20 protein-coding genes are annotated in these 26,923 nt (G+C 50.3%); 5 read left to right on the forward strand and 15 right to left on the reverse strand.

What is annotated here, in order from left to right; genetic code table 11:
• Positions 1-101: 101 nt before the first annotated feature.
• Positions 102-2,096, reverse strand: a complete 1,995-nt coding sequence (locus ACRRSD_RS06860; RefSeq protein ID WP_435038479.1) for a polysaccharide biosynthesis protein — start codon at positions 2,094-2,096, stop codon at positions 102-104.
• A gap of 436 nt (positions 2,097-2,532) precedes the next feature.
• Between ACRRSD_RS06860 and ACRRSD_RS06865 the strand changes: the two genes are divergently transcribed.
• The 5 genes from ACRRSD_RS06865 (at position 2,533) to ACRRSD_RS06885 (ending at position 11,113) form a co-directional block, all read left to right on the forward strand.
• Positions 2,533-3,516: a glycosyltransferase family 2 protein gene (locus ACRRSD_RS06865; protein WP_435037595.1), complete on the forward strand. Its 984-nt coding sequence runs from the start codon at positions 2,533-2,535 to the stop codon at positions 3,514-3,516.
• A gap of 668 nt (positions 3,517-4,184) precedes the next feature.
• A complete protein-coding gene (locus tag ACRRSD_RS06870; protein WP_435037596.1) occupies positions 4,185-5,003 on the forward strand; it encodes an ABC transporter permease in 819 nt (272 codons plus the stop codon).
• On the forward strand, positions 4,993-6,300 hold the full coding sequence (locus ACRRSD_RS06875; protein WP_435037597.1) for an ABC transporter ATP-binding protein: 1,308 nt from the start codon (positions 4,993-4,995) through the stop codon (positions 6,298-6,300). Before ACRRSD_RS06870 ends, ACRRSD_RS06875 begins: the two co-directional genes overlap by 11 nt.
• Positions 6,297-10,013, forward strand: coding sequence for a GT99 family glycosyltransferase N-terminal domain-containing protein (locus ACRRSD_RS06880; RefSeq protein WP_435037598.1), 3,717 nt, complete (start codon positions 6,297-6,299; stop codon positions 10,011-10,013). Before ACRRSD_RS06875 ends, ACRRSD_RS06880 begins: the two co-directional genes overlap by 4 nt.
• 2 nt (positions 10,014-10,015) lie before the next feature.
• On the forward strand, positions 10,016-11,113 hold the full coding sequence (locus tag ACRRSD_RS06885; RefSeq protein ID WP_435037599.1) for a hypothetical protein: 1,098 nt from the start codon (positions 10,016-10,018) through the stop codon (positions 11,111-11,113).
• Between the two features lie 571 nt (positions 11,114-11,684).
• Here ACRRSD_RS06885 and ACRRSD_RS06890 read toward each other — a convergent pair.
• The 14 genes from ACRRSD_RS06890 to ACRRSD_RS06955 all read right to left on the reverse strand — a co-directional run bounded on the left by ACRRSD_RS06890 (position 11,685) and on the right by ACRRSD_RS06955 (position 26,895).
• Positions 11,685-12,761: an acyltransferase family protein gene (locus tag ACRRSD_RS06890; RefSeq protein WP_435037600.1), complete on the reverse strand. Its 1,077-nt coding sequence runs from the start codon at positions 12,759-12,761 to the stop codon at positions 11,685-11,687.
• A gap of 648 nt (positions 12,762-13,409) precedes the next feature.
• Positions 13,410-14,564 carry a class I SAM-dependent methyltransferase gene (locus ACRRSD_RS06895; RefSeq protein ID WP_435037601.1) on the reverse strand — a complete coding sequence of 385 codons (1,155 nt, stop codon included), beginning with the start codon at positions 14,562-14,564 and terminating at the stop codon, positions 13,410-13,412.
• A 392-nt stretch (positions 14,565-14,956) separates the two neighbouring features.
• Complete coding sequence (locus ACRRSD_RS06900; RefSeq protein WP_435037602.1) at positions 14,957-15,985, reverse strand: MraY family glycosyltransferase; 1,029 nt, start codon at positions 15,983-15,985, stop codon at positions 14,957-14,959.
• Entirely contained in the window at positions 15,982-16,944 is a 963-nt protein-coding gene (locus ACRRSD_RS06905; protein ID WP_435037603.1) for a UDP-glucose 4-epimerase family protein, read from the reverse strand. Before ACRRSD_RS06905 ends, ACRRSD_RS06900 begins: the two co-directional genes overlap by 4 nt.
• Positions 16,941-17,864, reverse strand: a complete 924-nt coding sequence (locus ACRRSD_RS06910) for a glycosyltransferase (RefSeq protein WP_435037604.1) — start codon at positions 17,862-17,864, stop codon at positions 16,941-16,943. The genes ACRRSD_RS06905 and ACRRSD_RS06910 overlap by 4 nt, the downstream gene beginning before the upstream one ends.
• Positions 17,865-17,919: 55 nt before the next feature.
• Positions 17,920-18,810, reverse strand: a complete 891-nt coding sequence (gene rfbA / locus ACRRSD_RS06915; protein WP_435037605.1) for a glucose-1-phosphate thymidylyltransferase RfbA — start codon at positions 18,808-18,810, stop codon at positions 17,920-17,922.
• Positions 18,807-19,700, reverse strand: a complete 894-nt coding sequence (rfbD, locus tag ACRRSD_RS06920) for a dTDP-4-dehydrorhamnose reductase (protein ID WP_435037606.1) — start codon at positions 19,698-19,700, stop codon at positions 18,807-18,809. The genes rfbA and rfbD overlap by 4 nt, the downstream gene beginning before the upstream one ends.
• On the reverse strand, positions 19,697-20,773 hold the full coding sequence (rfbB, locus tag ACRRSD_RS06925) for a dTDP-glucose 4,6-dehydratase (protein WP_435037607.1): 1,077 nt from the start codon (positions 20,771-20,773) through the stop codon (positions 19,697-19,699). The genes rfbD and rfbB overlap by 4 nt, the downstream gene beginning before the upstream one ends.
• A gap of 223 nt (positions 20,774-20,996) precedes the next feature.
• Positions 20,997-21,236 (reverse strand): lipopolysaccharide assembly protein LapA domain-containing protein, encoded by a 240-nt coding sequence (locus tag ACRRSD_RS06930; RefSeq protein ID WP_435037608.1) that lies wholly within the window; start codon positions 21,234-21,236, stop codon positions 20,997-20,999.
• Between the two features lie 30 nt (positions 21,237-21,266).
• Positions 21,267-21,563: an integration host factor subunit beta gene (gene ihfB, locus ACRRSD_RS06935; protein WP_003189779.1), complete on the reverse strand. Its 297-nt coding sequence runs from the start codon at positions 21,561-21,563 to the stop codon at positions 21,267-21,269.
• A 152-nt stretch (positions 21,564-21,715) separates the two neighbouring features.
• The gene (locus ACRRSD_RS06940; protein ID WP_007908433.1) at positions 21,716-21,994 is read right to left on the reverse strand and encodes a hypothetical protein; all 279 of its coding nucleotides are present in this window, start codon (positions 21,992-21,994) and stop codon (positions 21,716-21,718) included.
• A gap of 205 nt (positions 21,995-22,199) precedes the next feature.
• Entirely contained in the window at positions 22,200-23,882 is a 1,683-nt protein-coding gene (rpsA, locus tag ACRRSD_RS06945) for a 30S ribosomal protein S1 (RefSeq protein ID WP_053122458.1), read from the reverse strand.
• Between the two features lie 119 nt (positions 23,883-24,001).
• Positions 24,002-24,691, reverse strand: coding sequence for a (d)CMP kinase (gene cmk, locus ACRRSD_RS06950; protein ID WP_435037609.1), 690 nt, complete (start codon positions 24,689-24,691; stop codon positions 24,002-24,004).
• Positions 24,688-26,895 (reverse strand): bifunctional prephenate dehydrogenase/3-phosphoshikimate 1-carboxyvinyltransferase, encoded by a 2,208-nt coding sequence (locus tag ACRRSD_RS06955; RefSeq protein WP_435038480.1) that lies wholly within the window; start codon positions 26,893-26,895, stop codon positions 24,688-24,690. Before ACRRSD_RS06955 ends, cmk begins: the two co-directional genes overlap by 4 nt.
• Positions 26,896-26,923 lie beyond the last annotated feature (28 nt).

A 26,923-nucleotide genomic window follows, 5' to 3' on the forward strand; every position in this document is an offset into this window, starting at 1 on the left:
TCCATCATCGTTTGAGAAAGCAGCTTTTCCGAAGCTGCTCTCCAAACTTAGGTCATGGTGGAAGGATGTCAAAAATGCGTGCGTTACAGAATGTGAAACAATCAGGGTTCGAGACGACGCTGCTGGTAGATCCAGTCGACGATTTCGCCGTCGGGGGTGTAACCGCTGACGGTTTCGCGGAGGAGTTGGCGCACTCGGGAATAGTCATCTTCTTCGACCGCGTTCAGCAGTTCGCTCAACCTGCCCTTCAATACATCCCAAGGCAAGTGATCTTCATTGGCGGACATGATCATCGGATGAGACGTCGCCGCCACGTTGTCACCGATCAAAAGCTCTTCGTAGAGCTTTTCACCCGGCCGCAATCCGGTGAACTCGATGGATATGTCGCCTTGAGGATTACGCTCGGAACGAATACTCAAACCTGACAGATGGATCATCTTCTCTGCCAATTCCACAATCCGCACCGGCTCGCCCATATCGAGAACGAACACATCGCCGCCCTGCCCCATTGAGCCTGCCTGAATGACCAACTGCGCGGCTTCGGGGATGGTCATGAAATAGCGAGTGATCTTCGGATGCGTCACCGTCAGCGGTCCACCGGACTTGATCTGACTGTGGAACAGCGGAATCACAGAGCCGGACGAACCCAGTACATTGCCGAACCGCACCATGGTGAAACGGGTTTTGTTGACCCGGGAAACATTGGACTTGTCGCCAAACAGCACAGGCGCAACCTCGCGGCTCAAAGCCTGCAAAGTCAACTCGGCCATACGTTTAGTGCTACCCATGACATTGGTCGGACGGACGGCCTTGTCGGTAGAGATCAGCACAAAGTTCGATACCCCAGACTGCAGCGCGGCCTGAGCAGTATTGAGCGTACCGATCACATTATTTAGCACACCTTCAGCGATGTTGTGCTCGACCATGGGCACGTGCTTGTAAGCTGCAGCATGATAAACAGTGTCGACTCGCCAGGTTTTCATCACATCCAACAGCTTGTCCGGATGCCGAATTGAACCGAGTATTGGCAGCAACCGAGCAGGTATCGACTCTCGAGAACTCCTCTGCTCCAGCTCGGAAAGAATGCTGTAGAGGTTGAATTCACTGTGTTCGAAAAGCAACAGAGTGGTCGGCTGCAAGGAAAAGATCTGCCGGCACAATTCAGAACCGATGGAGCCTCCTGCACCGGTAACCATCACAGTCTTGCCCTTGATACACCGCTCCAGCAAATCTGACTGAGCCGGTACCGAATCACGACCTAGCAGGTCAGCGATGTCGACCTCCTGAATATCTTCGACTTTCACGCGGCCGCTGGCCAGATCAGTGAAGTTGGGAACACTGCGCACATGGAGGGGAAAACCTTCCAGAAGATTTAGAATTTCCCGACGGCGCGCACGAGTCGAGGAAGGTAGTGCGAGCAAGATTTCCTGAGCACCGGTCACGTCGATCATTTGCTGGATGTGTTTGGGTTTATAGACCTGCAGGCCGGAGATCGAACGATCCGATATGCCCGGATCATCGTCGAGGAATGCCACCGGGCGTAGTACGCGTCCCATGCGCAGCGCGGCTACCAACTGGTTTCCGGCGACGCCGGCACCATAAATGGCGACTTTGGTGAGACCATCGTCTCGGTTGGTGAAAGGCACGTGTTGGGCGGCGGTGAACCAGTCGCCCATAAAGTATTGGCGCATGCACAGGCGAAGACCACCGATGATGACGAGGCTGAGCCACCAGTAGTTGAAGATGATGGAGCGAGGGACTACAGCTTGGTGGTTGCTGTACCAGTACACAACCACCGCAAGGATCAGCGATGACAGGCTGACAGCTTTGATGATGGCAATGAGCGCGTCATTGCCGAAGTAGCGCATGACCGCGCGGTACATACCGAAACGAATAAAAAGAGGAATACCAATAATAGGAGCGAACGCAAAGAGCCAGAAGTGAGCTCTGAGCGGGTTATACATATCATCAATACCAAGCCGGACGATGAATGCGAGCCAAAGCGCGACCCACACCAGTACCACGTCGGTAGTGACCTGAATAAGTCGCTTTTTCCGACGCGGCAGACCAAGCAATAAGGTTCTCAGTCTCTCCATAACATCATCGAACACCGTGGCTCGTCCTCTCACGTGAATGCGACCGCATTGTACCGGTAAGGGCTTGCTTGGAACAGGAGTTTACCCGTGGGACAGCGCCCCGGAACGCCTTAAGGTCAACTCTGGACGGGGACGCGATCAGAATATCAACAGCGACACCAATTCAATGGTCCAACGCTGAATCCCCCAGGGTCAACAGGAATACAGTCAAAGGCGAGTACCAGCTATGATCCGAATCAGATTCCAGACAGACATTTTGTGTAAATCCCTCTAAAATGCAGACTCGCCAACATCCAAGATTGCGCAAAACGTTGTGTGCCCCTCCACCGCGACTCAAACGGTAGCAAGTCATTGCACGCTTGCTGTCGAGACATGGAAGTTACACATTTGGTTCCTCTACTGGGGTTGAATCACCCGGTAATGTTTTGAGATTAAAATGAACACGCAGCCTCCCTACAGGACAAGTCCCCCATTCAACCAAGGAGACGCCAAAGCTCAGGTCGATGCGAGAGTCGCAATATTACTCTGCACTTACAATGGCGCTGAGTTCTTGAACGAGCAACTGCACTCATTCCTTCGGCAAACCCATAGAGACTGGGTCATCTACGCCTCGGACGATGGTTCGAATGACGAAACGCTAGATTTGCTTTGGACTTTGCAGCGAACACTCGGAGAGGATCGTCTGGTCATTCTGCAGGGGCCAAATGATGGTTTTGCCAAAAATTTTCTTTCACTCATTCAAAACGAGTCGATCACTGCTGACTATTTCGCGTTCAGTGATCAAGACGACATCTGGTTCGAGGACAGGTTAGCGCGCGGCATTGCCCAATTGAGCAGTGCCACAGAGACTCCTGCACTCTACTGTTCCAGAACTCGACTAATTTCTGCTGACAAACGGATTCTGGGCTTTTCCCCATTATTCTCGGCACCACCACATTTCCGTAACGCTCTGGTACAAAGTATCGCGGGAGCCAATACGATGTTGATCAACGCTCAAGCACGAGCATTGCTTGCCCAGACGCCAAAAAATATGAGAATCGCTGCGCACGATTGGTTGACCTACCTTCTTGTCACCGGTTGTGGCGGTCGAGTTGTATACGATCCGCTTCCTACCCTCGATTACCGCCAACACAGCGGCAACTTGATAGGTGCGAATGCGGGGATTAAACAGCGACTCATTCGGTTAGCCAAAATGTGTTCAGGCCGATTTAGGGAATGGAGCGATCAAAACCTGCGGATTCTCGAGAGCTTTGAGTCAAGCCTGACAACGGAGAGCCGATCCAGTCTTGACAGCTTTAAGACTGCTAGACAGAGCCGTTTATTGGAAAGGCTTCGATTGATGAAAAAATCCGGGGTCTACCGTCAGACGCCACAGGGCAACGTCAGCCTTTTGATAGCTGCATGTCTGAACAGAATCTAATCTCCCTCCTGCGCCTCCTGGCTAAGCCTGCAAAGGCGCTAGTCAAGATTTGCGTCAGCAGACACGGATGCCCCCAGACCTCACATATGATAAGGTTACGCTGCGGACGGCAGGGATCAAATGTCCACAGTCACTGATATGAGTGCCGCAGGATTCTGCGCTTGTTGAAAATCGCATGGAAGGCCACTTGAGTGGAAGACAATCATGGCAAAACACAGCCGGTAAACTTCTAGACCCACGTAAAGTGTTTGAATGCCGGGAAATCGGATGTCGTTGCCATCGCCATCCTCGCTTCAGCACTGACCAGATCAGAGCACGAGAGATTGAGGTATCAAGATGAGCCGAGGTGGTGTGACCTCCATTACGCAATCTGGTCGGGATCAGCTGTGTATGAGAGTGAAGGCATCATTTTCATTTCCCTCAAAGACAAATTCCCACGCCCTGAAGCGCTATCTCAGCTTTTCCCTTTACGTAAAAACTTTGATGTCTTTACTGCAGAACGGTTTCCTCATGCCGTTAAAAGCGCTACCCAAACGAGTTAGATCATGTTGATCATGGACGCCGGTATAAACCTACTGAAAGAATTCCCTGAAGCCCCTGCTTATTCCGACATGAAACTGTAAAAAATACCATACCGAAAAAGTTTGCATAACGGAGATATCAAATTAATGCGATCGTATAGTTCAAACCCGCTGGAAATACCGAAAAGTGCCTGGAGGCACTTGGGGCTGATCTACGAACTTATAAAACGTGAAGTTGCCGGAAAATACAAGGGATCATTCCTGGGCACTTTCTGGTCGTTTTTTAACCCGATTTTGATGTTAACAGTTTACACATTCGTATTCAGCGTAGTATTCAAAGCACGCTGGAACAATACCGAGAGCTCCAAAGGTGAATTTGCACTAATTCTATTTTCAGGCCTTATTATCTTCAACATGTTTGCCGAGTGCTTTACACGGGCTCCAAGCACCATCCTGCATAATGCCAATTATGTGAAAAAAATTGTCTTTCCTCTTGAGATACTTCCAATAATCTCTATGGGCGCGGCCCTGTTCCATCTGTTCATTAGCCTTATCGTCTGGTTATTATTCCATATAGCCGTTCTGGGTCTACCCCCGGTGACCAGCCTGCTCCTGCCCGTGGTATTGCTTCCGCTCGTATTTATGACACTTGGACTTTCATGGTTCCTGGCTTCTATGGGCGTCTATCTCAGGGACGTTTCCCAGATTATTGGCATCCTGACCACTGCTCTTATGTTCCTCTCTCCGATTTTTTATCCTCTTTCTTCTCTACCGAAAGAATACCAAGGATTATTTCTACTCAATCCTTTAACTTCTGCCATCGAGCAGTCCAGAACGATACTCATCTATGGGAATTTACCAGACTGGAGAATGCTAGGAATTTCAATGATCATCTCGTTAATCATTTTAATGCTTGGGTTCGCCTGGTTCCAAAAAACGCGCAAGGGGTTCTCTGATGTGCTCTGAAACAGTTGTCAGTGTAAAAAATCTGAGCAAATGCTTTCAGATTTATGATACCCCTAGGGACAGACTAAAGCAGTTCTTGCTTCCTCGATTCAGCTCATCCAAAAAAAAATACTACAGAGAATTCTGGGCTCTACAAGATCTCTCATTTGACATAAAACGTGGTGAGACCATAGGTATTATCGGCCGCAATGGGGCGGGCAAATCCACACTATTACAGATCATATGTGGCACTTTATCCGCATCTACCGGCGACGTAGTAGTGCGTGGACGAATTGCTGCGCTATTAGAACTGGGCGCAGGATTCAACCCTGATTTTACTGGACGAGAAAACGTTTATCTGAATGGTAGTGTTCTTGGTTTGTCAAAAACCGAAATCGATAATCGTTTTGATGAGATCGAAAAGTTTGCTGACATAGGAGACTTTATCGATCAACCGGTAAAGTCATATTCAAGCGGAATGTATGTAAGGTTGGCTTTCGCCGTCCAGGCTTGCGTTGACCCCGAAATCCTCATCGTCGATGAAGCACTTTCAGTAGGCGACATCGGATTCCAGTATAAATGCTTCAAACGAATGGAGTTGCTTAAAAAGAGGGGCGTAACCATAATCATGGTAACTCACTCTACTGGAAGTATTCTGGAGTATGCAGATCGTTGCATCGTTGTGGATCGTGGAAAAATCAGCATCGACACAACTGATGTATTAGCTGCCGTACTTGCATATGAAAAAGGTATGCTAAAGTCCCAAGTCGCTGTTGAAACTGAAAGAAAAAAGCGACCCGACGACTTGGCTCACGACAATTTAGATTTAAAAAACCTGCAACATTCCGAGCAGAATATAAACTTTAATGAAAAACGTTTCGGGACAGCTCGCGCGATTATTCGCAAACTCGAAATTATCAAATCTGATGGTAGCTATTTCAATGAAAGCCCGGTGATACGATGCGGGGAAGAAATAACTTTCAGACTAGAAGTTACGTCATCCGAAGATATCAATGATGTGATACTGGGAATCTCACTTTCCAAAGCTCAAGGGAGTGATGTTTGGGGGGATAACAACCTTAATGCGTCGCAACCTCTTCACCTGAAGACCGGAACCCAATTTTTTGAATACCAAGTCAAACTGCCTATAAGCCCTGGAGAGTATCTAGTGCATTGTGGACTTTCTTGCAATGTTAATGGCGAACGCGAAGAGCTTGATCAACGCCGGCCCATGGAGCAAATTAAGTTTTGGTCTGCGCGCAATCAAGTAGGCGTTGTCTTCGCTCCAATCAAAGTTCTACAAGGAGTAGAAAAATGATTGCAGCCTTTCTTCCGCCTTACGCATTTAGAGGCGTCCCAGCGCCCTATCTGTGGGTATTTTACAAACTGCTCACAGTCGCCGATGAGAAAGTCATGTTCATCATAGGCGAAGAATACCTACCTGATCGCACCAACAACACAACGGCTGATCGCTGGGAGTTTCTGGAGAGTTCGCAAGAGAGATTAGGCTATACGATTCCGACCAATGATGTCGTATCTAAACATGACCTTCGCCTACTATCACCCGAGTTATTCAATAAACTTTTATTGAACAACAACGGAAACCCTAGCGCAACTTTTGAACAACTTCTGACCAACTCGATCCCCGACCTCACGTCAGAAATTGAAGATTTTTTGCAATCCACAACTGAAACTATTGAATCAATCATCACCTGGTGTAATTGCCCATCTCTTTTGACAGCAGCGCAGCGATTCGGCATTCCTGTATTACATCTTGAGCTTGGACCACTACGTTACCCTGACTATCAGCCAACAATGTATGTAGATTTCAGCGGTGTCAACGGTAACACTGAAGCAAGACGCCGTTATGAATCACTTGAAACGCCAATTAATACAAAACTTTCTGCACGCGAGCTATTTAATTATTTTTCAACAGCTCAACAGTTACCGTCCTCAGAATCATATAATGGAAAGAAATTTGAAGCAGGCGTTGTCCTTCAAGTAGAAGACGATTCTAACCTCATTGCTTTTGGGAACGGTTTCGACAACCGAGCTGTACTTTCGTATGCTCAGTTGAATGCCCCTTCCAGTGCTTTACTAGTCCGCAGCCATCCGGGCAGCTTATTCCAAGTGAAACCTAATGGATATGCAGTCGACGATTCGGACAACAGTATAAAATTTATACAAAAATGCGAAAGCATCATAACAATAAATTCGAGCGTTGGACTCGAGGCTATTTTACAGTCTAAACCTGTAAAAGTACTCGGCGAGTGTTCGTATAAATTCATTACAGAAGTAAACTCATCTGAAGAACAGGCTGACAGATTAGTTTTCTACTTGTTTTCCTACTTAGTCCCCGCGAAACTTGGGTTCGACTTCAGCTATCTAAGATTTCGTATTCGATGCAAAGACGAAGCACAAATAATAAATTACCACATTAGCTCTTTCTCACCTAACAGCCAAATTTCGACACGCAAAGAATCAATAAAAGACATGATAGAAACTGAAGTCAACGCCCAGCGGATCGATACCCTACAGAAAAATCTCGATGAACGTAACCAAGTCGTAGAAAATCTCAATAAAAAGTTGCTGGAGTTCAATGGGGTAATCGAACGTCATGCCACAGATCTTCGTGACACCAAGCAAGACCTGATAACTGCAAACCAAAAAATCTTGGAAATATCATTGGCTCTGGGCAAAGAGAACGAGGAGCTTGGCCGCCAGCTCAAAACTGCGCTGCAAGACCTCAAAACTGCTCTGCAAGACCTCAAAGCTGCGGAGCGACTACTATTCATCTCCGAATCTCGTGTCGACGGACTGCTAGCAAGCAGCTCTTGGAGACTTACTCGCCCTCTGCGCGCCGTTCGTAATCAGTTATATCGAGTGAGCCAACTTGGAAAAGCGCTATCAATCGCACGCCTGCACTTTGGTTCTCCTGCAACACTCACCAAGAAAGCTATCACCATTTACCGGAGAGAAGGAATTCGCGGCCTGCGAGCTCGAGTTAGACACCTACTGGAAAGTAGTACTGTGCCTAATGTTGCGCCCTCCCATATCGAACGCAGTAAATCACGCGAAATACAGCGTCACACATCTTCAGTAGATATCATTGTCTGTGTTCACAACGCACTCGCGGATGTTAAAAACTGCTTGGAGTCCATTAACTGCTACACGCTACCTCCGTTCCGACTGATTGTAGTAGATGATGGCAGCTCCAAAGAAACTCAAGATTTTTTAGCCGATTACGCAAAGAAACAGGGCTGCGTCCTACATAGAAATAATATAGCCGGGGGCTACACTAAAGCAGCTAACTGCGGCCTAAGACTCTCGGATGCAGACTTTTCGGTTCTTCTGAACAGCGATACTATTGTGACCCCGTACTGGCTGGAACGGATGCTGGCCTGCGTTAATAGCGATGACAGAATTGGAATTGTGGGCCCACTTAGCAATACAGCATCTTGGCAGTCCGTACCTGAAATTTTTGATGTTAATGGCGACTGGACGGACAATCCTCTTCCACCGGGACTTACTATTCAGAGCTACGCTGACGAAATAGCCAAAGAATCTTTGCGTATCTATCCCAAAGTCGGATTCATCAACGGTTTCTGCTTTTTGATAAAACGCGAACTGATTACTGAAATCGGAATTTTCGATGAGGACGTTTTTGGCCGTGGTTACGGTGAAGAAAACGACTTTTGCTTGCGCGCCGCTAAAGCAAATTGGCAACTAGCAATAGCTGACGATACTTATGTATATCACGCTCAATCCAAAAGCTATTCGCATGAAAGACGAATGGAGCTTTCTAAGGCTGCCGGCGTTAACCTCGCAAACAAACACGGCCAAGCTATAATTGATCAACAATTAAATATAACCGCGAACCACCCGGCACTTGAATATATAAGACAGCGCACTTCTCTCATTATAGAGAAGATAGAAACGCGAAAATCCCTGCAATGCTTTCAAGGAAAAAGAGTATTGTTTGTACTGCCTGCAAGGACCGCTGGCGGTGGCGGAAACATCGTGTTACTGGAGGCATCCAAACTCATAGAGAACGGCGTGGATGCCCAGATAGTAAACCTACGCTCAAACAAGGAAATATTTGAAGCTAATCACCCGAACAATACGGTACCCGTTCATTATATAAGCACACCTAGTGCACTGATGGATATCTCAAAACATTTTGATGCCGTCATCGCTACTCTCTACCTGACCGTTGAATGGTTGCTTCCATTATCCAAACTGGATAGTAAACAAACGCTGGCTTATTATATTCAGGATTTCGAGCCGGATTTCTTTCCAGACGGATCAACGGAATATGTGCGCGCATGGAATAGCTATACATTGATCGATGAAATGAAACTAGTAACAAAAACTGAATGGAATCAGAACATTTTAAAACAACGTCTAAACATTGAATGCTCATTGATCGGTGCCGATTTTGATGACAGTGAATTCCGTCCTGATTCAATATCCCGGAAAAATAGTCAGCCACTTGTAATTGCGGCAATGGTTCGTCCTGCAACACCACGTCGCTCTCCAGATCTGACGATGCGAATACTTAGCCGATTGAAATCGACCTTTGGTAGCGTCATTACGATAAAAACTTTTGGCGCTGATGCTTCGAGCTCTGAATATCAAAATTTGTCGAATGGCTTTGAACACGAGTGTTTAGGGGAACTGAATTCTACCGAAGTATCCCGCTTACTTAGGACGACCGACGTATTCTTAGACTATTCTGCATTTCAGGCAATGGGGCTGACCGCAATGGAGGCCGCTGCAAGTGGCGCGGTGAATGTTGGACCAATCAACGGCGGGCTTTCTGAAGTCATCGTTGAACAAGAAACCGGCGTTTTGGTTGACACCCTTGATGAAGAGGTTTGTTTTGCAAAGACATGTGACATTATTCGCGATGCTCAACGACGAATCACTATTGGGAAAAACTCTTTAGGCATTACAAAATATTATCCCGAAAAAGTTGCTCTCAACTTGATGTCGGTTCTTTTCAACAGTGATACCTCGGAGGTACAGTGATGATGCCTGAGTCTCCTATCAAAGTGCATGTCCTTTACGAAAGCTCGAATGGCGCCGAACCACATGGCTGTAGCGTCATTCGCTTACTGCGCCCATTATCACACCCTTCAATTAGCGATCGCATTGAGCTGACTTACGGAATTAAAATTCCCGAGCATTCAGTAGACGTTGTGATAATCGAAAGGTTGTGGGTGCACCAGTTCAATACGATTGAACTACTGCTGCAGCTCGACAATCTGAGAGCACGCGGCACTACGATAATTTACGAAACCGACGATGATTTGCTGAACGTGAACTCACGCGTCGGCGATCGAGAATGGCCTAGCGCCCACCAGAAAAATATCATCCGCTTGTTGGCCCGGGAGGCTCACGGGATCATAGTTTCCACGCAGAACCTTGCCAAAATGTTCTCTGTGCTAAATACCAATATCCAAGTAGTTGAAAACTCACTGGATGAAACGTTATTTATTAGAAAACTCGCTCGGAGAGCGGACAGCAAAATAAAATTTGGCTATATGGGGACATTCACCCATCTTGAGGATCTGATTTTTGTTTCGGCAGCCATCAAAAGTGCTCTAGTAAAATTCTCACCCCATGTTGAATTCGAAATCGTAGGGATAGGTGATGAATACACCATTCGGAAGATTTTTGGAGACGCCCCAGTATCAATCAAACGAGTCCCAGAAAAAGATGTACCCTACGAACGGTTCTGCCAGTGGATGTCTGAAAATCTGCAATGGGACTTTGGCATTGCGCCACTTCTTCAATCTGAATTTTCAGATTCAAAATCGGATATAAAGTTTCTTGACTACTCGCTTGTAGGCATTCCAGGTATATATTCAAACGTGCCAGCCTATGCAGATACGGTACAAAACAATATCACAGGACTTTTGTGTGACAATTCAGTGGATCAATGGACGGAGCAAATCGAAAAACTGATTTCATCACCAGATTTAATATCTTCGCTATCTGATGCTGCTTATGAACATACAAATACATACAGAACTCTGAGAACCAATGCTGTAAACTTCCTGGACGCCATTAAAAAAATCCAGAATGCTAAGTCACGAGAACACGAAGCACGCTCGCATACGGTTTAAAGTCTGAAGATTGGTGCGGTATTCTGACGCTGCCCTGTATCAAAAAGTACAGGGCAATCTTTTTGTGAGCGGAGTTTCGTATTTAGCTGGAAAAATATACTCCATGCAAGCTTAGGGTAAACCACCAGGTATGGTTTGAGTCTTTACCTGCATTCCAAACATCCGGTAGACCGCGTGCAAACCTGCTCTTGCCCTACATTTAAGCAGTTCAGCGTTTCTTATAATACGGTGTGCTGGCCTGAACCAAGCAGAGTTCAGAACGTTGAGGAGTATTTTTGGTGGTCGGCAGCACATGCAGCGATCTGCAATTGCCGCGACGGTTGTTCAGCGTAAAGCCTTCCTAATCTAGTGCGTCGACGAACTAAGCAACGCTTAACGTCGCCTATTGCCCATTCAGCCGATGATTAGCCGACTCAAGCGCTGATCCGGGATGAGGATAATCAGGCAAAGCTCGAAAATCTCTTGCCAACTCCCCTATCGAATATCCGAGCGTCAACCGCGCCAAGGTAATTACTAGGCTGCATATTTTTATATGCAGCTATCCGTGCACTTTCGGCTGCTCCAAGTATAGTCAATCAGCTTGGTTGGAAATACTGGGGTGCCTGCCCCTTAGCTGTATGCCGCTCTTAAACTTCAGCGCCGGTTTTTCGATTAAATGCCAGGAAATCACCCCTGCTACCCAAGCAGCAGGCAAGGATATCGCCATTAGCTTGTAAGGAGTAATTGACGGCAGCAGATAGCAAACTGCTTGTTGGATGGGAAAGGCATACAGGTAAATTCCGTAAGAGTAATCACCTAAAAAACCCGGAAGCCTTATCGTTTTTGAATATGCAAATAATAAAACCGCATAGCTGATCGCCACTGCAAAGGTTGAGGAGTTGGCAACCGTTGACTTTGTAAATAACCAAATTAAGCAAAGGGATACTGCAACCGTCCAATGCATAAATATGTAACTACGCGCAATAAACGCTATGGAACCTATCGCGAAGTATATGGAAAGCCTATAGTCATCCTCATTGGGTACTACACTGCTCAAATCAAAAAGTATTGTGCAAATTATGAGAATTGTCAGAGGGATAATTATTTTGACTCTCATGACTTTAGCGATGACGGCTACAATCAAAACGATAGCATAAAGCCTTACCTCTAATGGAATGGTCCACAGACTACCATTCACAACCTCACCATAACGTCCATCGTAGAATTTAATACCCGGCAGATCAACTTGAATTGTCCGCGCCATGCTTACGGCGTTTGTGATATAGCTGTAAGTCCTGTCATTTGAGAAGTATTCTGATAACTGTAGGTTGGAGATTGATGGACCTAGAACGAACGCCAAAAACATAACGCAGACTGCCAGTGCAGGCATAATCCGCAGTCCTCTCGCTTTGATGAATTGCAGTACAGAATGTTTTTGCGCGCTAGCAGTTATCAGAAATCCACTCAGAATGAAGAAAACAATGACTCCAAGTCCGTGTGAAGGAATTGGAAGTCCTACTATAAACGCGGGGTCTTGACATTCCGGGCAGCGATTTGGAGAAAGCGGGAAAGAGTGCCCCACTATTACAACTGAGGCAGCGAGCAGCCTAATTAGCAACATATTGTTGTTTGTTTGTTTTTCATCAATCAGATCCGCGAGGTTTTTCATGGCCGACGAGTTTAATCCTGTTTATAGAACACCCAATTATTTCTGAGTGATTGCCGTTACCTGCAAAGAAACTGCGATGTTCCCCACGTCCATTCAACGGTGGGACACTGGCGTGAACACCTATCCGACGAGTTCGCGCTGTCTAAGCCACCCTCGCTATTGCCTATTTCTGGCAAGACACTCCTGCCGCTGTGCAGGTTCTTATGCCTTGGCCGTAATTCTACCACTTCAACACCTTGCACTGGAAAATCCAATTTTTTGTTGAGTGACGCAAAGTAAATTCTTTCCTGCGAATTGTCGCTTAGAAGCTTAAAGCCCTTCGGCAAGTAGCTGGCAGCGGCACTGCCGATACATATATTCGAGCTGTATTCTGAAACTTCTACCTTGCCTACCTAACATAATGGAAAACTTGAGGCTACGCGTTTACAGCTTAGCTCTTAACAAACGACGGAGAGACGATCACAAAATAGCGCATGAAAACTCAACAAGTTATCTCTTCCCTCATAACATAACAGCATGAAAAATAATCGTTGTTGTTCGAAAATAAAGTACCCCGAAGAAGCCGGGGTTCTTTGGTTGAACCTGTAGAATTATCCCTGTATGAGCTACAAGTGTTTTTTTTCAGAGCACTTCGCGTTTTCCATATTATTATTCGGGTGCTCGCAGAGCAGTTCTTAGCTTTCCTATTGCATAACGCAGCGGCGCAGTAAACTTCCAACTGCTTGAATTTTTCAAAGCAGCAATCACCATCTGACTATTCGATAGCTCATGCTCAACTCGCTCAAGCTGTTGTTCAACTAGATTTTTATGCTTCTCCAGTGTCAGACGCTGATACTCCAGATTCTGCTGATGTTCTTGAAGCTGAGCCTCCACGGCAACTCTATTCTGATTATGTTGCTCAATTTCGGAAACATAACGCTGAAACAGAGGGGAAGTCACGCAATTCTCATCATTGATATTTTGTAGCAACTTCAAACGCCGTTCATAAAATTCTTTTTTATCCCAACGAGCGATGTTTTCTCTATTTCGAAAATGCACGTGAAACTCACCACCGATAGCCTCAACCTTAAAAAGCTCTAGCTTGGTCAACCCCAAAAAGCTCAGCTCTGTAAAGATCAATTCGAAAGACGATGGAGTAAAGGTCCAACAGTGAACATCAATATATAATTTATCATCAGAGAGAAGGCGTGCCTTCCAGATATCAAACGTTTCAGTGAGCGTTTCAAATGGCTCGATATTGGTCGCAATCACACCAGTATGAAATCCACTATGAGAGACACCATCTATCACTTGCCGAGCGTATAGCGAGCAATGTTCAAAAATTTGGGCAGCGCTCGGGCGTTCTCTATTTGTGTAATGAGCTTCCAATATGTCAGCCAACGAACTATTTGGACGAAAATAATCGAAACAGCCGCGCCTATCCGGAATGGCCATGCTCAATACACCATCGATTTTCAAAACCTCTTCACACCCTTGAAAAAATTTTATTAAATCAGGCACATGCTCCAAATTATGTGATGAGATGACATAATCAAACTCCCCCAGCGCATTAACACTTTTTACCAGTTCAGCGATTTGAGAAGATGAGCCCACGAGATCGACATTTTCGATAATGCTCTCTTGCTCCTGGGTAATAGACTTATCTGCTCGAGCTCGAGCTTGGAGTGTAGTTGTATCAAATACATCTATGACCGTGCAGTCGTAACCAGCGCGCTTGGGAGTGAGAGGGTTACACCACGGACCGATCTCAATACCCTTAGCACCAGACGAAATAAACTGAGTGATTTTTTGCTGACGCTCCATCCGAACCTCTGCTAATTTTTATATTATTACAGTTTGTTCATATATCCCGTACAACTGAAGCTACCACAGCGACCTAGACCTTGCCAGGCCCTGACCACCATAAACGTTTAAACATACTGACCGCAAGCAAAAAAACACGCGACATCCATGCTTAAATTTATATCGAAGGTATTTAATAAATTTGATAGGGGGGGGGGGGGGGGGGGGGGGGGGAAGGGGATTAATCGTACGAGCGGTGGCTAATGCACTAGTGCGATGGAATACCCGCTATCTCCGCGAGCCATAAATCAATGAAGCTTTGCATGTAATTTCGAGCCAACGCTCGCAAATCCTGTCATTCGCCTGTTAATCCACCTCCTGTGGTCAGGCTAATCGTTATAACTCTCAAGAAATCAATCGATAGCTTGATTATTATCTGATTCGCCGGCTTTAAAATATTTCACCAGCCCAACGATTGGAGCGTAAGCCAGGCATACTCCCAAAGGACCATCTAGCTTCCCGACACCAACTAAACAAGCCAAAGGTAACAGCCATAACAAATTTACGACGACCACCACCAAAGTTACCCGCGAGTGGCTTTTGAACAACCTCGATGCATATTGATATGCATGCGATCTATGCGCGTTATAAATTTTCTCTCCGCGCACTAACCGCCGAACTAGCGTGAATGTGGCGTCAACAATAAAAACCCCAAGAATTATTATCCAACTCCAAAGTAACTCGCTGGCGACTGATGCTGCGTGAAGAACAAATACTCCGAGAGTGATTCCAAGAAATCCGCTCCCTGCGTCTCCCATAAATATCCGGGCAGGCGGAATATTCCAATAAGTAAATCCCGAAACTGCTCCTGTTAAAAACAAGGCTAGCCAAATAAGTTCCACTTGTCCGCTCAACCAATATACTACGCACATAGCAAGGCAGGCACTGATCGCTTCAGCGCTGGCCAACCCATCAATTCCATCCATAAAGTTATAGAGATTGAGCATCCAGACCAGATACACCGCGGCCAGGGCGTTTCCGACCAAACCTAAATCAAAAGCGATACCGAAGAAATCAACTGCGGGAAGACCATTCAACCAATACAGTGCCCATGCGGCAGCCACGAAGTGCCCCAGCAAGCGCCACCTGGCGGCAATGTGCCCATGGTCATCGGCGAACCCTATCACCGCAACGAGCAAGCCTGAGCCAAACAGTCCAACAAATGATGCAAGATCGAGCAGGCCGAGGCTGGTGAGTACAGGCAGCGCAAACAGAAAGGATGCAACAATAGCCACCCCGCCTCCACGCGGCGTTGGCACCGTATGAGAGCTGCGCTCGTTGGGGATGTCGATCAAGCTCTTGGCCAAAGCGTAGCGCCGCAAAATGAAGGTCAATCCCCAGGAAGCAACAATTACTAAGAGCAACAGCCACCAAACAGTCATTTCGTTTGTAGTTCCTGATAACAGCCAGCGGTCTGAAGCATGGCTCGGTCCATGTTGACGGGTGGCGCCCACCCCAATAGATGTAGATTTTTACTGATATCGACCTGGAGAGATCCGCACAGGCGCTGGGCGATTACTTGTTTACCCAACATTGCGGCTGCTAGCTTCAATAGTCCCTCGGGAAAGGGCAGCAGTCGGGCTGGCTTGCCTAACGCGCGGGAAAGGCGACGCAACAGTTGAGTGGTGGATAAATCTTCACCATCGCTCACCAGAAAAGTCTGATTGGCCGCCGCAGGGTGATCAATACAAGTGATGACCAGACTCACGAGGTTTGCTATGCAGACTAAGCTCCGCTGATTGCGGATCGCCCCGAGCGGTAATGGGACACCTTTATCGAGCCAACTAAGCATATTCAGGAAGTTCGCCTTCACTCCGGGTCCATAGATCAGCGGCGGACGGATGATGACAACTTCCATACCGGTTTCACACGCCAATTGCTGTAGCGCTGTTTCCGCTTCGTATTTGGACAAACCATATGGATCAGAAGGATTCAAGCAATCATCGGCTGTGAATGGCCTGCCCAGCTCGGTACTTTCGCCATTCACCTTGATTGAGCTGATGAAAATAAAACGCCTGACTCCTGATGCAGCGGCTTGTCTTGCCAGACGCAGAGTCCCTTCCACATTGACCTTGCGGAACTCGGCGAGGGGGTCTACAGCATTCTCATTCATGACATGCACGCGGGCAGCGGCATGAATAACGACTTGGACAGTGTTCAGACACGGCAAAATCATCGGCTGGGTCAGGTCAAAGTACTCCACCGGGCAGAGGCCATGCAAACGCGTGGCACCCCGGGCGGCGGCAGTGACCGCAAATGCATTGTCGATTAACAGCCGGAAGACCAGCGCTTCCCCTACGAAACCGCTCGCCCCTGTAACCAACACCTTTAGGGCTGTCATCTGACTTTTTTTCCTAACAATGCGGTCGCCCAGCAAATACAAAAGAAAAACACTTTGTCACGTGCACGGCGGCGACACTTATTTGCGCTGAAAGACAATTTGATCAACTGACGGCGTCCCAACGGTAGCCAGGTCCGGACAAACGCTTCATCAGCCTGGCCGACCAGTTGGGTGATCAACTGAACCTGATTGAACCACCAGCCATCGTGAATGGTTTTATAGCGAGATATCAATGAACCCAAACCTGTATTGGCTCCGACTTGGTTGTTTTCGTGCTGGCGATAATCCATCGATGGTAGTGAGTCGATATACCAGCGATAACCGTGACTGCGAGCGAACGCATAGCAATACCAGTCGTGGAGGCCGACCCCTTGCAATCGCGGCCATTCTTTGAGCATCGCGCCTTTCATAGAAGTCGCCAGTCGCTCATTCAAGACGTAGGTGCATCCAGGGCCTGCCGCTTCGAATAGAAAATCCCACTCGACTTGCGGCTGGGCCTTGTCCAGCACACAGGCTTTTCCGTCCGGCCAAAAAGCCGTGACGTTGCTTGAGTAGGCATCTACCTGGAGATCTGAAAGTGTGTGGGTCGCACGCTGTAACTTATCAGAATGCCAGACGTCATCCTGATCGCAGAAAGCGACAAAGTCATAGCCTTCAAAGTCGACATCACGGATCAATCGAAAGAAGTTACGAGAGGCGCCGCCGAAACTTCCGGCGATTGGCAACACGATGACCTCGGAATGCTGCACGGCATAAGCAGCGCACCAATCTTCGGTACCGTCGGTTGAGGGGTCAATGCTGATGTAGATAGTAACGTCGACGCCTTCCTGGCTAAGGATCGAGGCCAACTGCTCCTCGATCCACTGCATGCCATTGAAGGCAGCCAGTAAAACCGCAACCTTGAGATGTTTTACTGGCATGCCATTCCTGCCCGGACCGGTTAAACGCTACTGTTCGAAAGGTTTTGCCTTCGAGTCAGTGAGAAGGCGAATCCAGCAGTTTCTGCAGGTATTGACCGTAGCCCGTCTTCTTCAGCGCGTCAGCCTGAGTAGCCAACTGCTCGGCGCTGATCCAGCCATTGTGATAAGCGATCTCTTCGAGGCACGCTACTTTCAGGCCTTGGCGCTGCTCGATGGTGTGCACGAAATGACTGGCTTCCAGAAGCGAATCATGGGTGCCGGTATCCAGCCAGGCGAAGCCGCGACCGAGCATTTCGACATTGAGAGTCTTCTGCTCAAGGTACGCACGGTTAACGTCAGTGATTTCCAGCTCGCCACGCGGAGATGGTTTGATGTTCTTGGCAATCTCGACGACCTGGTTGTCGTAGAAGTACAGGCCAGTTACCGCGTAGCTGGATTTTGGTTTCAGCGGCTTCTCTTCGATGCTTAAAGCCCGGCCGGCAGCGTCAAACTCGACTACACCAAAACGCTCTGGATCGGACACGTGATAACCGAATACAGTCGCGCCGTGATCTTGAGTGCTAGCGGAACGCAGATTTTCCGAGAAATGCTGACCGTAAAAGATATTGTCGCCCAGAATCAGGCAGCAAGGGTCTTTACCAATGAACTCTTCGCCAATGATAAAGGCTTGTGCCAAGCCGTCCGGGCTAGGTTGCTCGGCGTACGTCAGCTTGATGCCGTACAGACTGCCATCGCCCAGCAGCTTGCGGAAGCACGGCAAATCATCAGGCGTAGAGATAATCAAAATTTCCCGCATACCCGCGAGCATCAATACCGACAGCGGATAAAAAATCATCGGCTTGTCGTAGATCGGGAGCATTTGCTTAGATACACCCAGAGTCAACGGATGCAAGCGTGTGCCCGAGCCACCAGCGAGGATGATGCCTTTACGATTTGTCGTGGTCATTTGTTCAGAACTTCCCTAAGCATTCGGGTTACACCACTTTGCCAATCCGGCAAGTGTAGAGAAAAATTGTCGCGTAGCTTCTGAGTATTCAATCGCGAATTCAAAGGGCGTCGCGCAGGTGTTGGATAGGCCGTTGTTTCGATCGGACTGACCGTCGTCACAGCGAGCTTCTCGCCTTGGACTTTTGCGAAGTCAATGACATGACTGGCATAGCCATGCCAAGACACTTCGCCCGCAGCGGCCAGGTGATAGAGACCGGCCAACTCGGGACGCCCGAGAACTTGCTGGATGGCCAACGCCGTAACGTCAGCAATCAGATCAGCTCCGGTAGGTGCCCCGATCTGATCTGCGATAACGCTCAACGTTTCGCGATCTTTCGCCAAGCGCAACATGGTCTTTGCGAAGTTATTGCCGCGAGCACCGTACACCCAGCTGGTGCGGAAAATCAGATGCTTGCAACCCGACGCGATAATTGCCTGCTCGCCGGCGAGCTTGCTGGCGCCGTAATGGTTCACCGGCGCAACAGCGTCTGTCTCCTGCCATGGCGTCACGCCTTGGCCACTGAAAACATAATCCGTTGAGTAGTGAACCAGCCATGCGCCCGAAGCTGCGGCTTCTTCCGCCATAACGCCACTCGCAAGGCCGTTTACGTGATCTGCTAACTCGGTTTCAGATTCAGCCTTGTCGACCGCGGTATACGCCGCGGCGTTAACAATAACGTCAGGCTTTACCTGACGAATCGTTGCGCGCAGGGATTCGAGATTGGACAGATCACCACTGAGCCCATCAACGGGATGACGATCGAGAGCCACCACCTCGCCAAGCGGCGCCAGTGAGCGCTGCAGCTCCCAGCCCACCTGACCGCTCTTTCCTAGAAGCAGGATCTTCATGCTTTGCTCGAACGATCCGCATAATTCTGGTCAATCCACTGCTGGTAGCTGCCGCTCTTCACGTGCTCTACCCATTCGGTGTTGGTCAGATACCATTCGACTGTCTTACGAATACCGGTCTCGAAAGTTTCTTCCGGCGTCCAGCCCAGCTCACGCTGAATCTTGCTCGCATCGATTGCATAACGCACGTCATGACCAGGGCGATCCTGAACATAGGTAATCAGGCTGGCATGAGGACGATGGGCAGAATCAGGGCGCAACTCATCGAGCAACGCACAGAGGGTATGCACCACTTCGATGTTTTGTTTTTCGTTATGACCGCCGATGTTGTAAGTCTCACCAATGACACCTTCGGTGACGACTTTGTACAACGCGCGCGCGTGATCTTCGACATACAACCAGTCACGAACCTGGTTACCTTTGCCATAAACCGGCAGCGGCTTGCCTTCCAGCGCATTGAGAATGATCAGAGGGATCAGCTTCTCTGGGAAGTGGCACGGGCCGTAGTTGTTAGAGCAGTTGGTAACCAGTGTCGGCAGACCATAAGTACGTGCCCAGGCACGAACCAGATGGTCGGAGCTGGCCTTGCTTGCCGAGTAAGGCGAGCTTGGCTGGTAAGGCGTGGTTTCGGTGAAGAGATCTTCCGGCCCCTCGAGATCACCGTAAACTTCATCAGTCGAAATGTGGTGGAAGCGGAAACTGGCTTTACGCGCATCATCCAGCGCGGCCCAATAGTGGCGGGCGGCTTCGAGCAGCGTGTAGGTGCCGATGATGTTGGTCTGGATAAACTCGGACGGACCAGAGATCGAGCGATCGACGTGGGATTCTGCGGCCAGGTGCATGATTGCATCCGGTTGGTGTTCACGCAGGACACGGTCGATCTGATCACGATCACAGATATCGACGCGTTCAAATGCATAGCGCGAATTCTGGCTGACTTCTGCCAGCGACTCCAGATTGCCGGCGTAAGTCAGCTTATCGACGTTAACGACCGCATCGGAAGTGTTGGAGATGATGTGACGGATGACTGCCGAGCCAATGAAGCCGGCGCCGCCGGTTACTAGAATTTTCACGCGAAACGATACCCTTGAGCTGCGGACAGCGCTGCCAGCGAGCGCGGTCTAATCCATGAATGCAGACGCCATCAACAGTTGGCATCCGTCAGAGTCAGTCTGAATCGTCATGCAATAAGGCACGATCGAACAAGGGCTGCATTTTACAGCTTAATGATGGTTTTACTAATGGATAAAGACAGACTGAGGCGCAATTTCGACAGATGCCCTTCGCCTGTCGTTTTCAGACCAGTCGCTTGCGTGCGGCTCTGGACGAACGCCCCAGAAACCAGCCCAATACAGGGCCAATCAGCATTCCGATCAACAAAGCCAACACTGCAATGAGCGACACTGGCAACTGCGGTCCGGAAAAACCTAGAAACAAAAGCGAAACCGACTGCTGATTCTCAAGCACAAAAGCAAGGACAATCAGGACCATCAGCAGAAGAAATACGCCAAGCAGTATGCGTTTCAGGTTACGCATTCACGCCACCTCGATTTTGAATAGCGAAGATCAAACCCCCTCCTCCTCTTCCTCATTCACCCGATCGCGCAGTTCTTTACCCGGCTTGAAATGCGGAACGAATTTACCGTCAAGGCTGACAGACTGGCCGGTCTTTGGATTGCGGCCAACACGCGGCGCACGGTAGTGCAGGGAGAAGCTGCCAAACCCACGGATCTCGATACGATCACCGGTGGCGAGGCACTGGGACATTTGTTCAAGCATGGTCTTGATGGCCAGCTCCACATCCTTGGATGAGAGCAGCCCTTGATGGGTGACAATTCGTTCGATCAACTCCGACTTCGTCATATTTTTCCCTTCTTTTTCAAGCAGCTAGATCAGCGCTTGAAAGGTTTTAGCACGCCCGGAAGATTTTGAACAGCCCAGGGATTGACATATCTTCCACCGCGTCGAAACGCCCGTTTTCAGGGCATCCCAGCAAAAAACAGGGCACGACATGCTTAACGACATATCACCAGCATGGTTCGTGTTACGTAGCCCGCGGGGTTGAAGCCAAAAGGAAACTCATCTTCATCCTTGGCATCATCCGATCGGGTGATCACCTTATACCCCGCCCCCTTGCACTCCTTTGCCGCGCGCTTCTGGCATTTCTCCCAGCCAGAGCCCAACCCAGAGCAGTCGACCTCTATACCACTGACACCACGCACGGCATGAGTCTTGGCACTGGTCGTACAGCCAGCCAGAACCAGTACAGCCATGAGGACAATAAACTTGTTCATCCACTTCCTTATGCCAGGCAACTGCCCGACGACTACACGCTTAAGACCAAGCTTAGACGTGAATAGACGATTGATCCGATTAAAGAAACAGACCAGCTTGAAGTGGAATTGGTTTCACCGAAACACTCGCGAAAACCTGGAGTTACCAAATCACAGGCGCAAAAAAGGGCGACCGAAGTCGCCCTTTTTCATGATCAAGCAGAACTTAGTTCTGTTTGGCCATTGCCTGGCGCAGCAGTGCCGCCATGGTGGTGTCGCCAGTAGGAGCTTCTTCAGCCTTCAGGCTTTGGATAGCTTCTTTCTCTTCAGCATCGTCTTTCGACTTGATGGAGAGCTGGATCACGCGGCTCTTGCGGTCAACGCTGATGATCTTGGCTTCTACTTCCTGGCCTTCTTTCAGAACGTTGCGCGCGTCTTCAACGCGGTCACGGCTGATTTCGGAGGCTTTCAGAGTCGCTTCGATATCGTCGGCCAGAACGATGATGGCGCCTTTGGCGTCAACTTCTTTCACAGTGCCTTTAACGATGGCGCCTTTGTCGTTCTCTTGAACGTACTCGGAGAACGGATCGCTTTCCAGTTGCTTGATGCCCAGGGAGATACGCTCGCGCTCTGGGTCAACCGACAGGATAACGGTGTCCAGCTCGTCGCCCTTCTTGAAACGACGAACAGCTTCTTCGCCAACTTCGTTCCAGGAGATGTCGGACAGGTGAACCAGACCGTCGATGCCGCCGTCCAGACCAATGAAGATACCGAAATCGGTGATCGACTTGATGGTGCCGGAGATTTTATCGCCCTTGTTGAACTGGCCAGAGAAATCTTCCCATGGGTTAGATTTGCACTGCTTGATGCCCAGGGAGATACGACGACGCTCTTCGTCGATGTCCAGAACCATAACTTCCACTTCGTCGCCGACTTGTACGACTTTCGAAGGGTGGATGTTCTTGTTGGTCCAGTCCATTTCCGAAACGTGCACCAGACCTTCAACGCCTTCTTCCAGCTCAGCGAAGCAGCCGTAGTCGGTCAGGTTGGTTACACGAGCGGTAACGCGAGTGCTTTCTGGGTAACGGGCTTTGATAGCAACCCATGGATCTTCGCCCAGTTGCTTCAGGCCCAGGGAAACACGGTTGCGTTCGCGATCGTATTTCAGAACCTTGACGTCGATTTCGTCACCAACGTTGACGATCTCGGAAGGATGCTTGATGCGCTTCCAGGCCATGTCGGTGATGTGCAGCAGGCCGTCCACGCCACCCAGATCGACGAATGCGCCGTAATCGGTGAGGTTTTTGACGATACCTTTGACTTGCTGGCCTTCCTGCAGGGATTCCAGCAGAGCTTCACGCTCGGCGGAGTTCTCGGCTTCCAGGACGCTGCGACGGGAAACGACAACGTTGTTGCGCTTCTGGTCCAGCTTGATGACCTTGAATTCCAGCTCTTTGCCTTCCAGGTGCGTGGTGTCGCGCACTGGACGGACGTCAACCAGGGAACCTGGCAGGAACGCACGGATGCCGTTAACGTCGACAGTGAAGCCGCCTTTAACCTTACCGTTGATAACGCCCTTGACCACTTCCTCAGCTGCGAAGGCCGCTTCCAGAACGATCCAGCACTCAGCGCGCTTGGCTTTTTCACGGGACAGCTTGGTTTCACCGAAACCGTCTTCAACCGAGTCCAGAGCAACGTGAACTTCGTCACCGACATTGATAGTCAGATCGCCAGCGTCGTTGTAGAACTGCTCAAGCGGGATGAGTGCTTCAGACTTCAGGCCAGCGTGAACGGTTACCCAGCGAGCCTGGTAATCGATATCAACGATAACACCGGTGATGATGGAGCCTGCCTGAAGGTTCAGGGTTTTTAGGCTTTCTTCAAAGAGTTCCGCAAAGCTTTCGCTCATTTTAATTCCTGTAAATGAGGGCGAAGGATACGCCCATCTCCACACCCCAGACGGTGTGGGTTAGTTTCATATAGAAGAAGCGCCGCAGGACTATGACTGGTCCCCTGCAACCTTCTTGGTCACCCGGCGATATCGCGAATGGCGATCTCGCTCATGATGCGTTCAAGCACCTGATCGATGGACAACTCCGTGGAATCCAGCTGTATGGCGTCAGCCGCCGGCTTAAGCGGGGCTACCGCTCGCTGGGTGTCACGCTCGTCGCGCGCACGGATCTCATCTAGCAGACTCGACAGACTAACACCCTCGACTTTGCCCTTCAACTGCAAATATCGACGGCGCGCCCTCTCCTCGGCACTGGCGGTCAGGAAAATCTTCAGCGGTGCATCCGGAAAAACCACCGTGCCCATGTCTCGACCATCGGCCACCAGGCCCGGCGCTTCCTGGAATGCGCGCTGGCGCTGCAGCAGGGCCTCGCGTACGGCGGGCAATGCAGCCACTTGCGAAGCGCCGGAGCCGACGCTTTCGGTGCGGATCACATCACTGACTTCGTCACCTTCCAGAATGATCCGTTGCAACTGACCTTCGGTCGCCGCAAAGAACTGCACATCCAGATGAGCGGCAAGTTTCTTCAGCAGCTCTTCATTAGTCAGATCAACACCATGGTTGTGCGCAGCAAATGCCAGCAAGCGGTACAACGCACCGGAATCCAGCAGGTTCCAGCCCAGACGCTTGGCCAGAATTCCGGCTACGGTGCCTTTGCCCGAGCCGCTTGGCCCATCAATGGTGATGACCGGTGCAATGTTTTTCACGACTGAGCCTCTTGTGCCACACGAATACCCACTTGCCCGCACAGCGCGAGGAAGTTCGGGAACGACGTCGCGACGTTGGCGCAGTCATGGATGCGGATCGGTGCAGTGGCGCGCAACGAGGCAACGCTGAACGCCATCGCAATACGGTGATCGCCATGACCATGCACTTCGCCGCCGCCGATCTGGCCGCCATCGATGATGATACCGTCCGGGGTCGGCTGGCATTTCACGCCCAGCGCCAACAGACCGTCCGCCATCACCTGAATACGATCCGACTCCTTGACCCGCAGCTCTTCAGCGCCAGTCAGCACGGTACGCCCTTCGGCGCAGGCAGCCGCCACGAACAGCACCGGGAATTCGTCGATGGCCAGCGGAACCAGCTCTTCGGGAATCTCGATACCTTTGAGTTTAGCTGCCCGCACGCGCAGGTCAGCCACAGGCTCGCCGCCGACTTCACGCTGGTTTTCCAAAGTGATGTCCGCGCCCATGAGACGCAGGATGTCGATCACGCCGGTACGGGTCGGGTTGATGCCGACGTGCTCAAGCACCAGCTCCGAACCTTCGGCGATCGAGGCCGCTACAAGGAAGAACGCCGACGACGAGATGTCGCCCGGCACTTCAATGTGCGTTGCAGTCAGCTTACCGCCAGACTCAACCGAAGCCGTAGCACCTTCAACGGTGACCGGGTAGCCGAAACCACGCAGCATGCGCTCGGTGTGGTCGCGAGTCGGCGCTGGCTCGGTCACGGTGGTCTTGCCTTCAGCGTACAGACCGGCGAGCAGCAGGCAGGATTTCACCTGAGCACTGGCCATCGGCATGGTGTACGTCAGGCCTTTAAGCTTGTGACCACCACGAATGGTCATCGGCGGACGACCTTCAGCAGCGGTTTCAATCACGGCGCCCATTTCACGCAGTGGATTGGCCACGCGATTCATCGGGCGCTTGGACAGCGACGCATCGCCAGTCAGCGTGCTGTCGAAGTTCTGCGCCGCCAGCAAGCCGGACAGCAGACGCATCGACGTGCCGGAATTGCCCAGATAGATCGGGCCGGGCGCCGGCTTCAAGCCGTGCAGGCCGACACCGTGAATGGTCACGCGGCCGTGATGCGGGCCTTCGATGACCACGCCCATGTCGCGGAATGCCTGCAAGGTCGCCAGGGCGTCTTCGCCCTCAAGGAAGCCTTCGACTTCGGTGACGCCTTCGGCGAGCGAGCCGAGCATGATCGAGCGGTGGGAAATCGATTTGTCACCCGGTACGCGAATCCGACCGGACAGGCGGCCACCAGGTTGAGCCAGGAAGATCAGATCGTTGGAATTCATAGCGTCCACATAGGCCCTGCGGGCCAGGATTTTACTGAAATGCTCGCGGGCAACCCGGGCGCGAGTGAAAACGCCCAACAATTGGTGCCCATCCCCTGCATCGACCGCGTCGCGCAAGGCGTCGAGGTCGCTGCGAAATGTATCGAGTGTGCGCAGGACAGCCTCGCGATTGGCGAGGAAGATGTCGTGCCACATCACCGGGTCGCTTCCGGCGATTCTTGTGAAATCGCGGAAACCGCCCGCAGCGTAACGGAAGATCTCAAGATTTTCATTGCGCTTGGCCAACGAATCGACCAGACCGAAGGCCAGCAGGTGCGGCAAATGACTGGTCGCAGCCAGCACTTCGTCGTGACGCTCGACCTGCATGTGCTCGACGTCGGCGCCCAATTCGCGCCACAGACGATCAACCACAGCCAGCGCAGCCGGATCGGTTTGCTCGAGCGGCGTGAGAATCACCTTGTGACGACGGAACAGCTCGGCATTGGAGGCTTCCACCCCGCTCTGCTCGGAACCGGCAATCGGATGGCCCGGCACGAAACGCACCGGCATACCACCGAACGCTTCGGTTGCCGCGCGCACCACGTTGCCTTTGGCGCTGCCGACATCGGTCAGAATCGCCTGCCCCAGATCCATGCCAGCCAGACGCGCGAGCACTTTTTCCATGGCCAGAATCGGCACCGCCAGCTGAATCACATCAGCGCCCTGGCATGCAGCTGCCAAGTCATCCTCACAACGATCAACCACACCCAACTCGACCGCGAGCTTGCGCGATTGCGGGTCGAGATCGACCCCGACCACTTCGCGGCAGATGCCGCTTTCACGCAAGCCTTTGGCAAACGAACCACCGATCAATCCCAGACCGACCACCACAAGGCGCCCGATCATAGGTGCAGCAGATTGCAGTGCAGTGACA

The sequence above is a fragment of the Pseudomonas neuropathica genome (assembly GCF_051174785.1).
GTDB lineage: Bacteria > Pseudomonadota > Gammaproteobacteria > Pseudomonadales > Pseudomonadaceae > Aquipseudomonas > Aquipseudomonas neuropathica_A.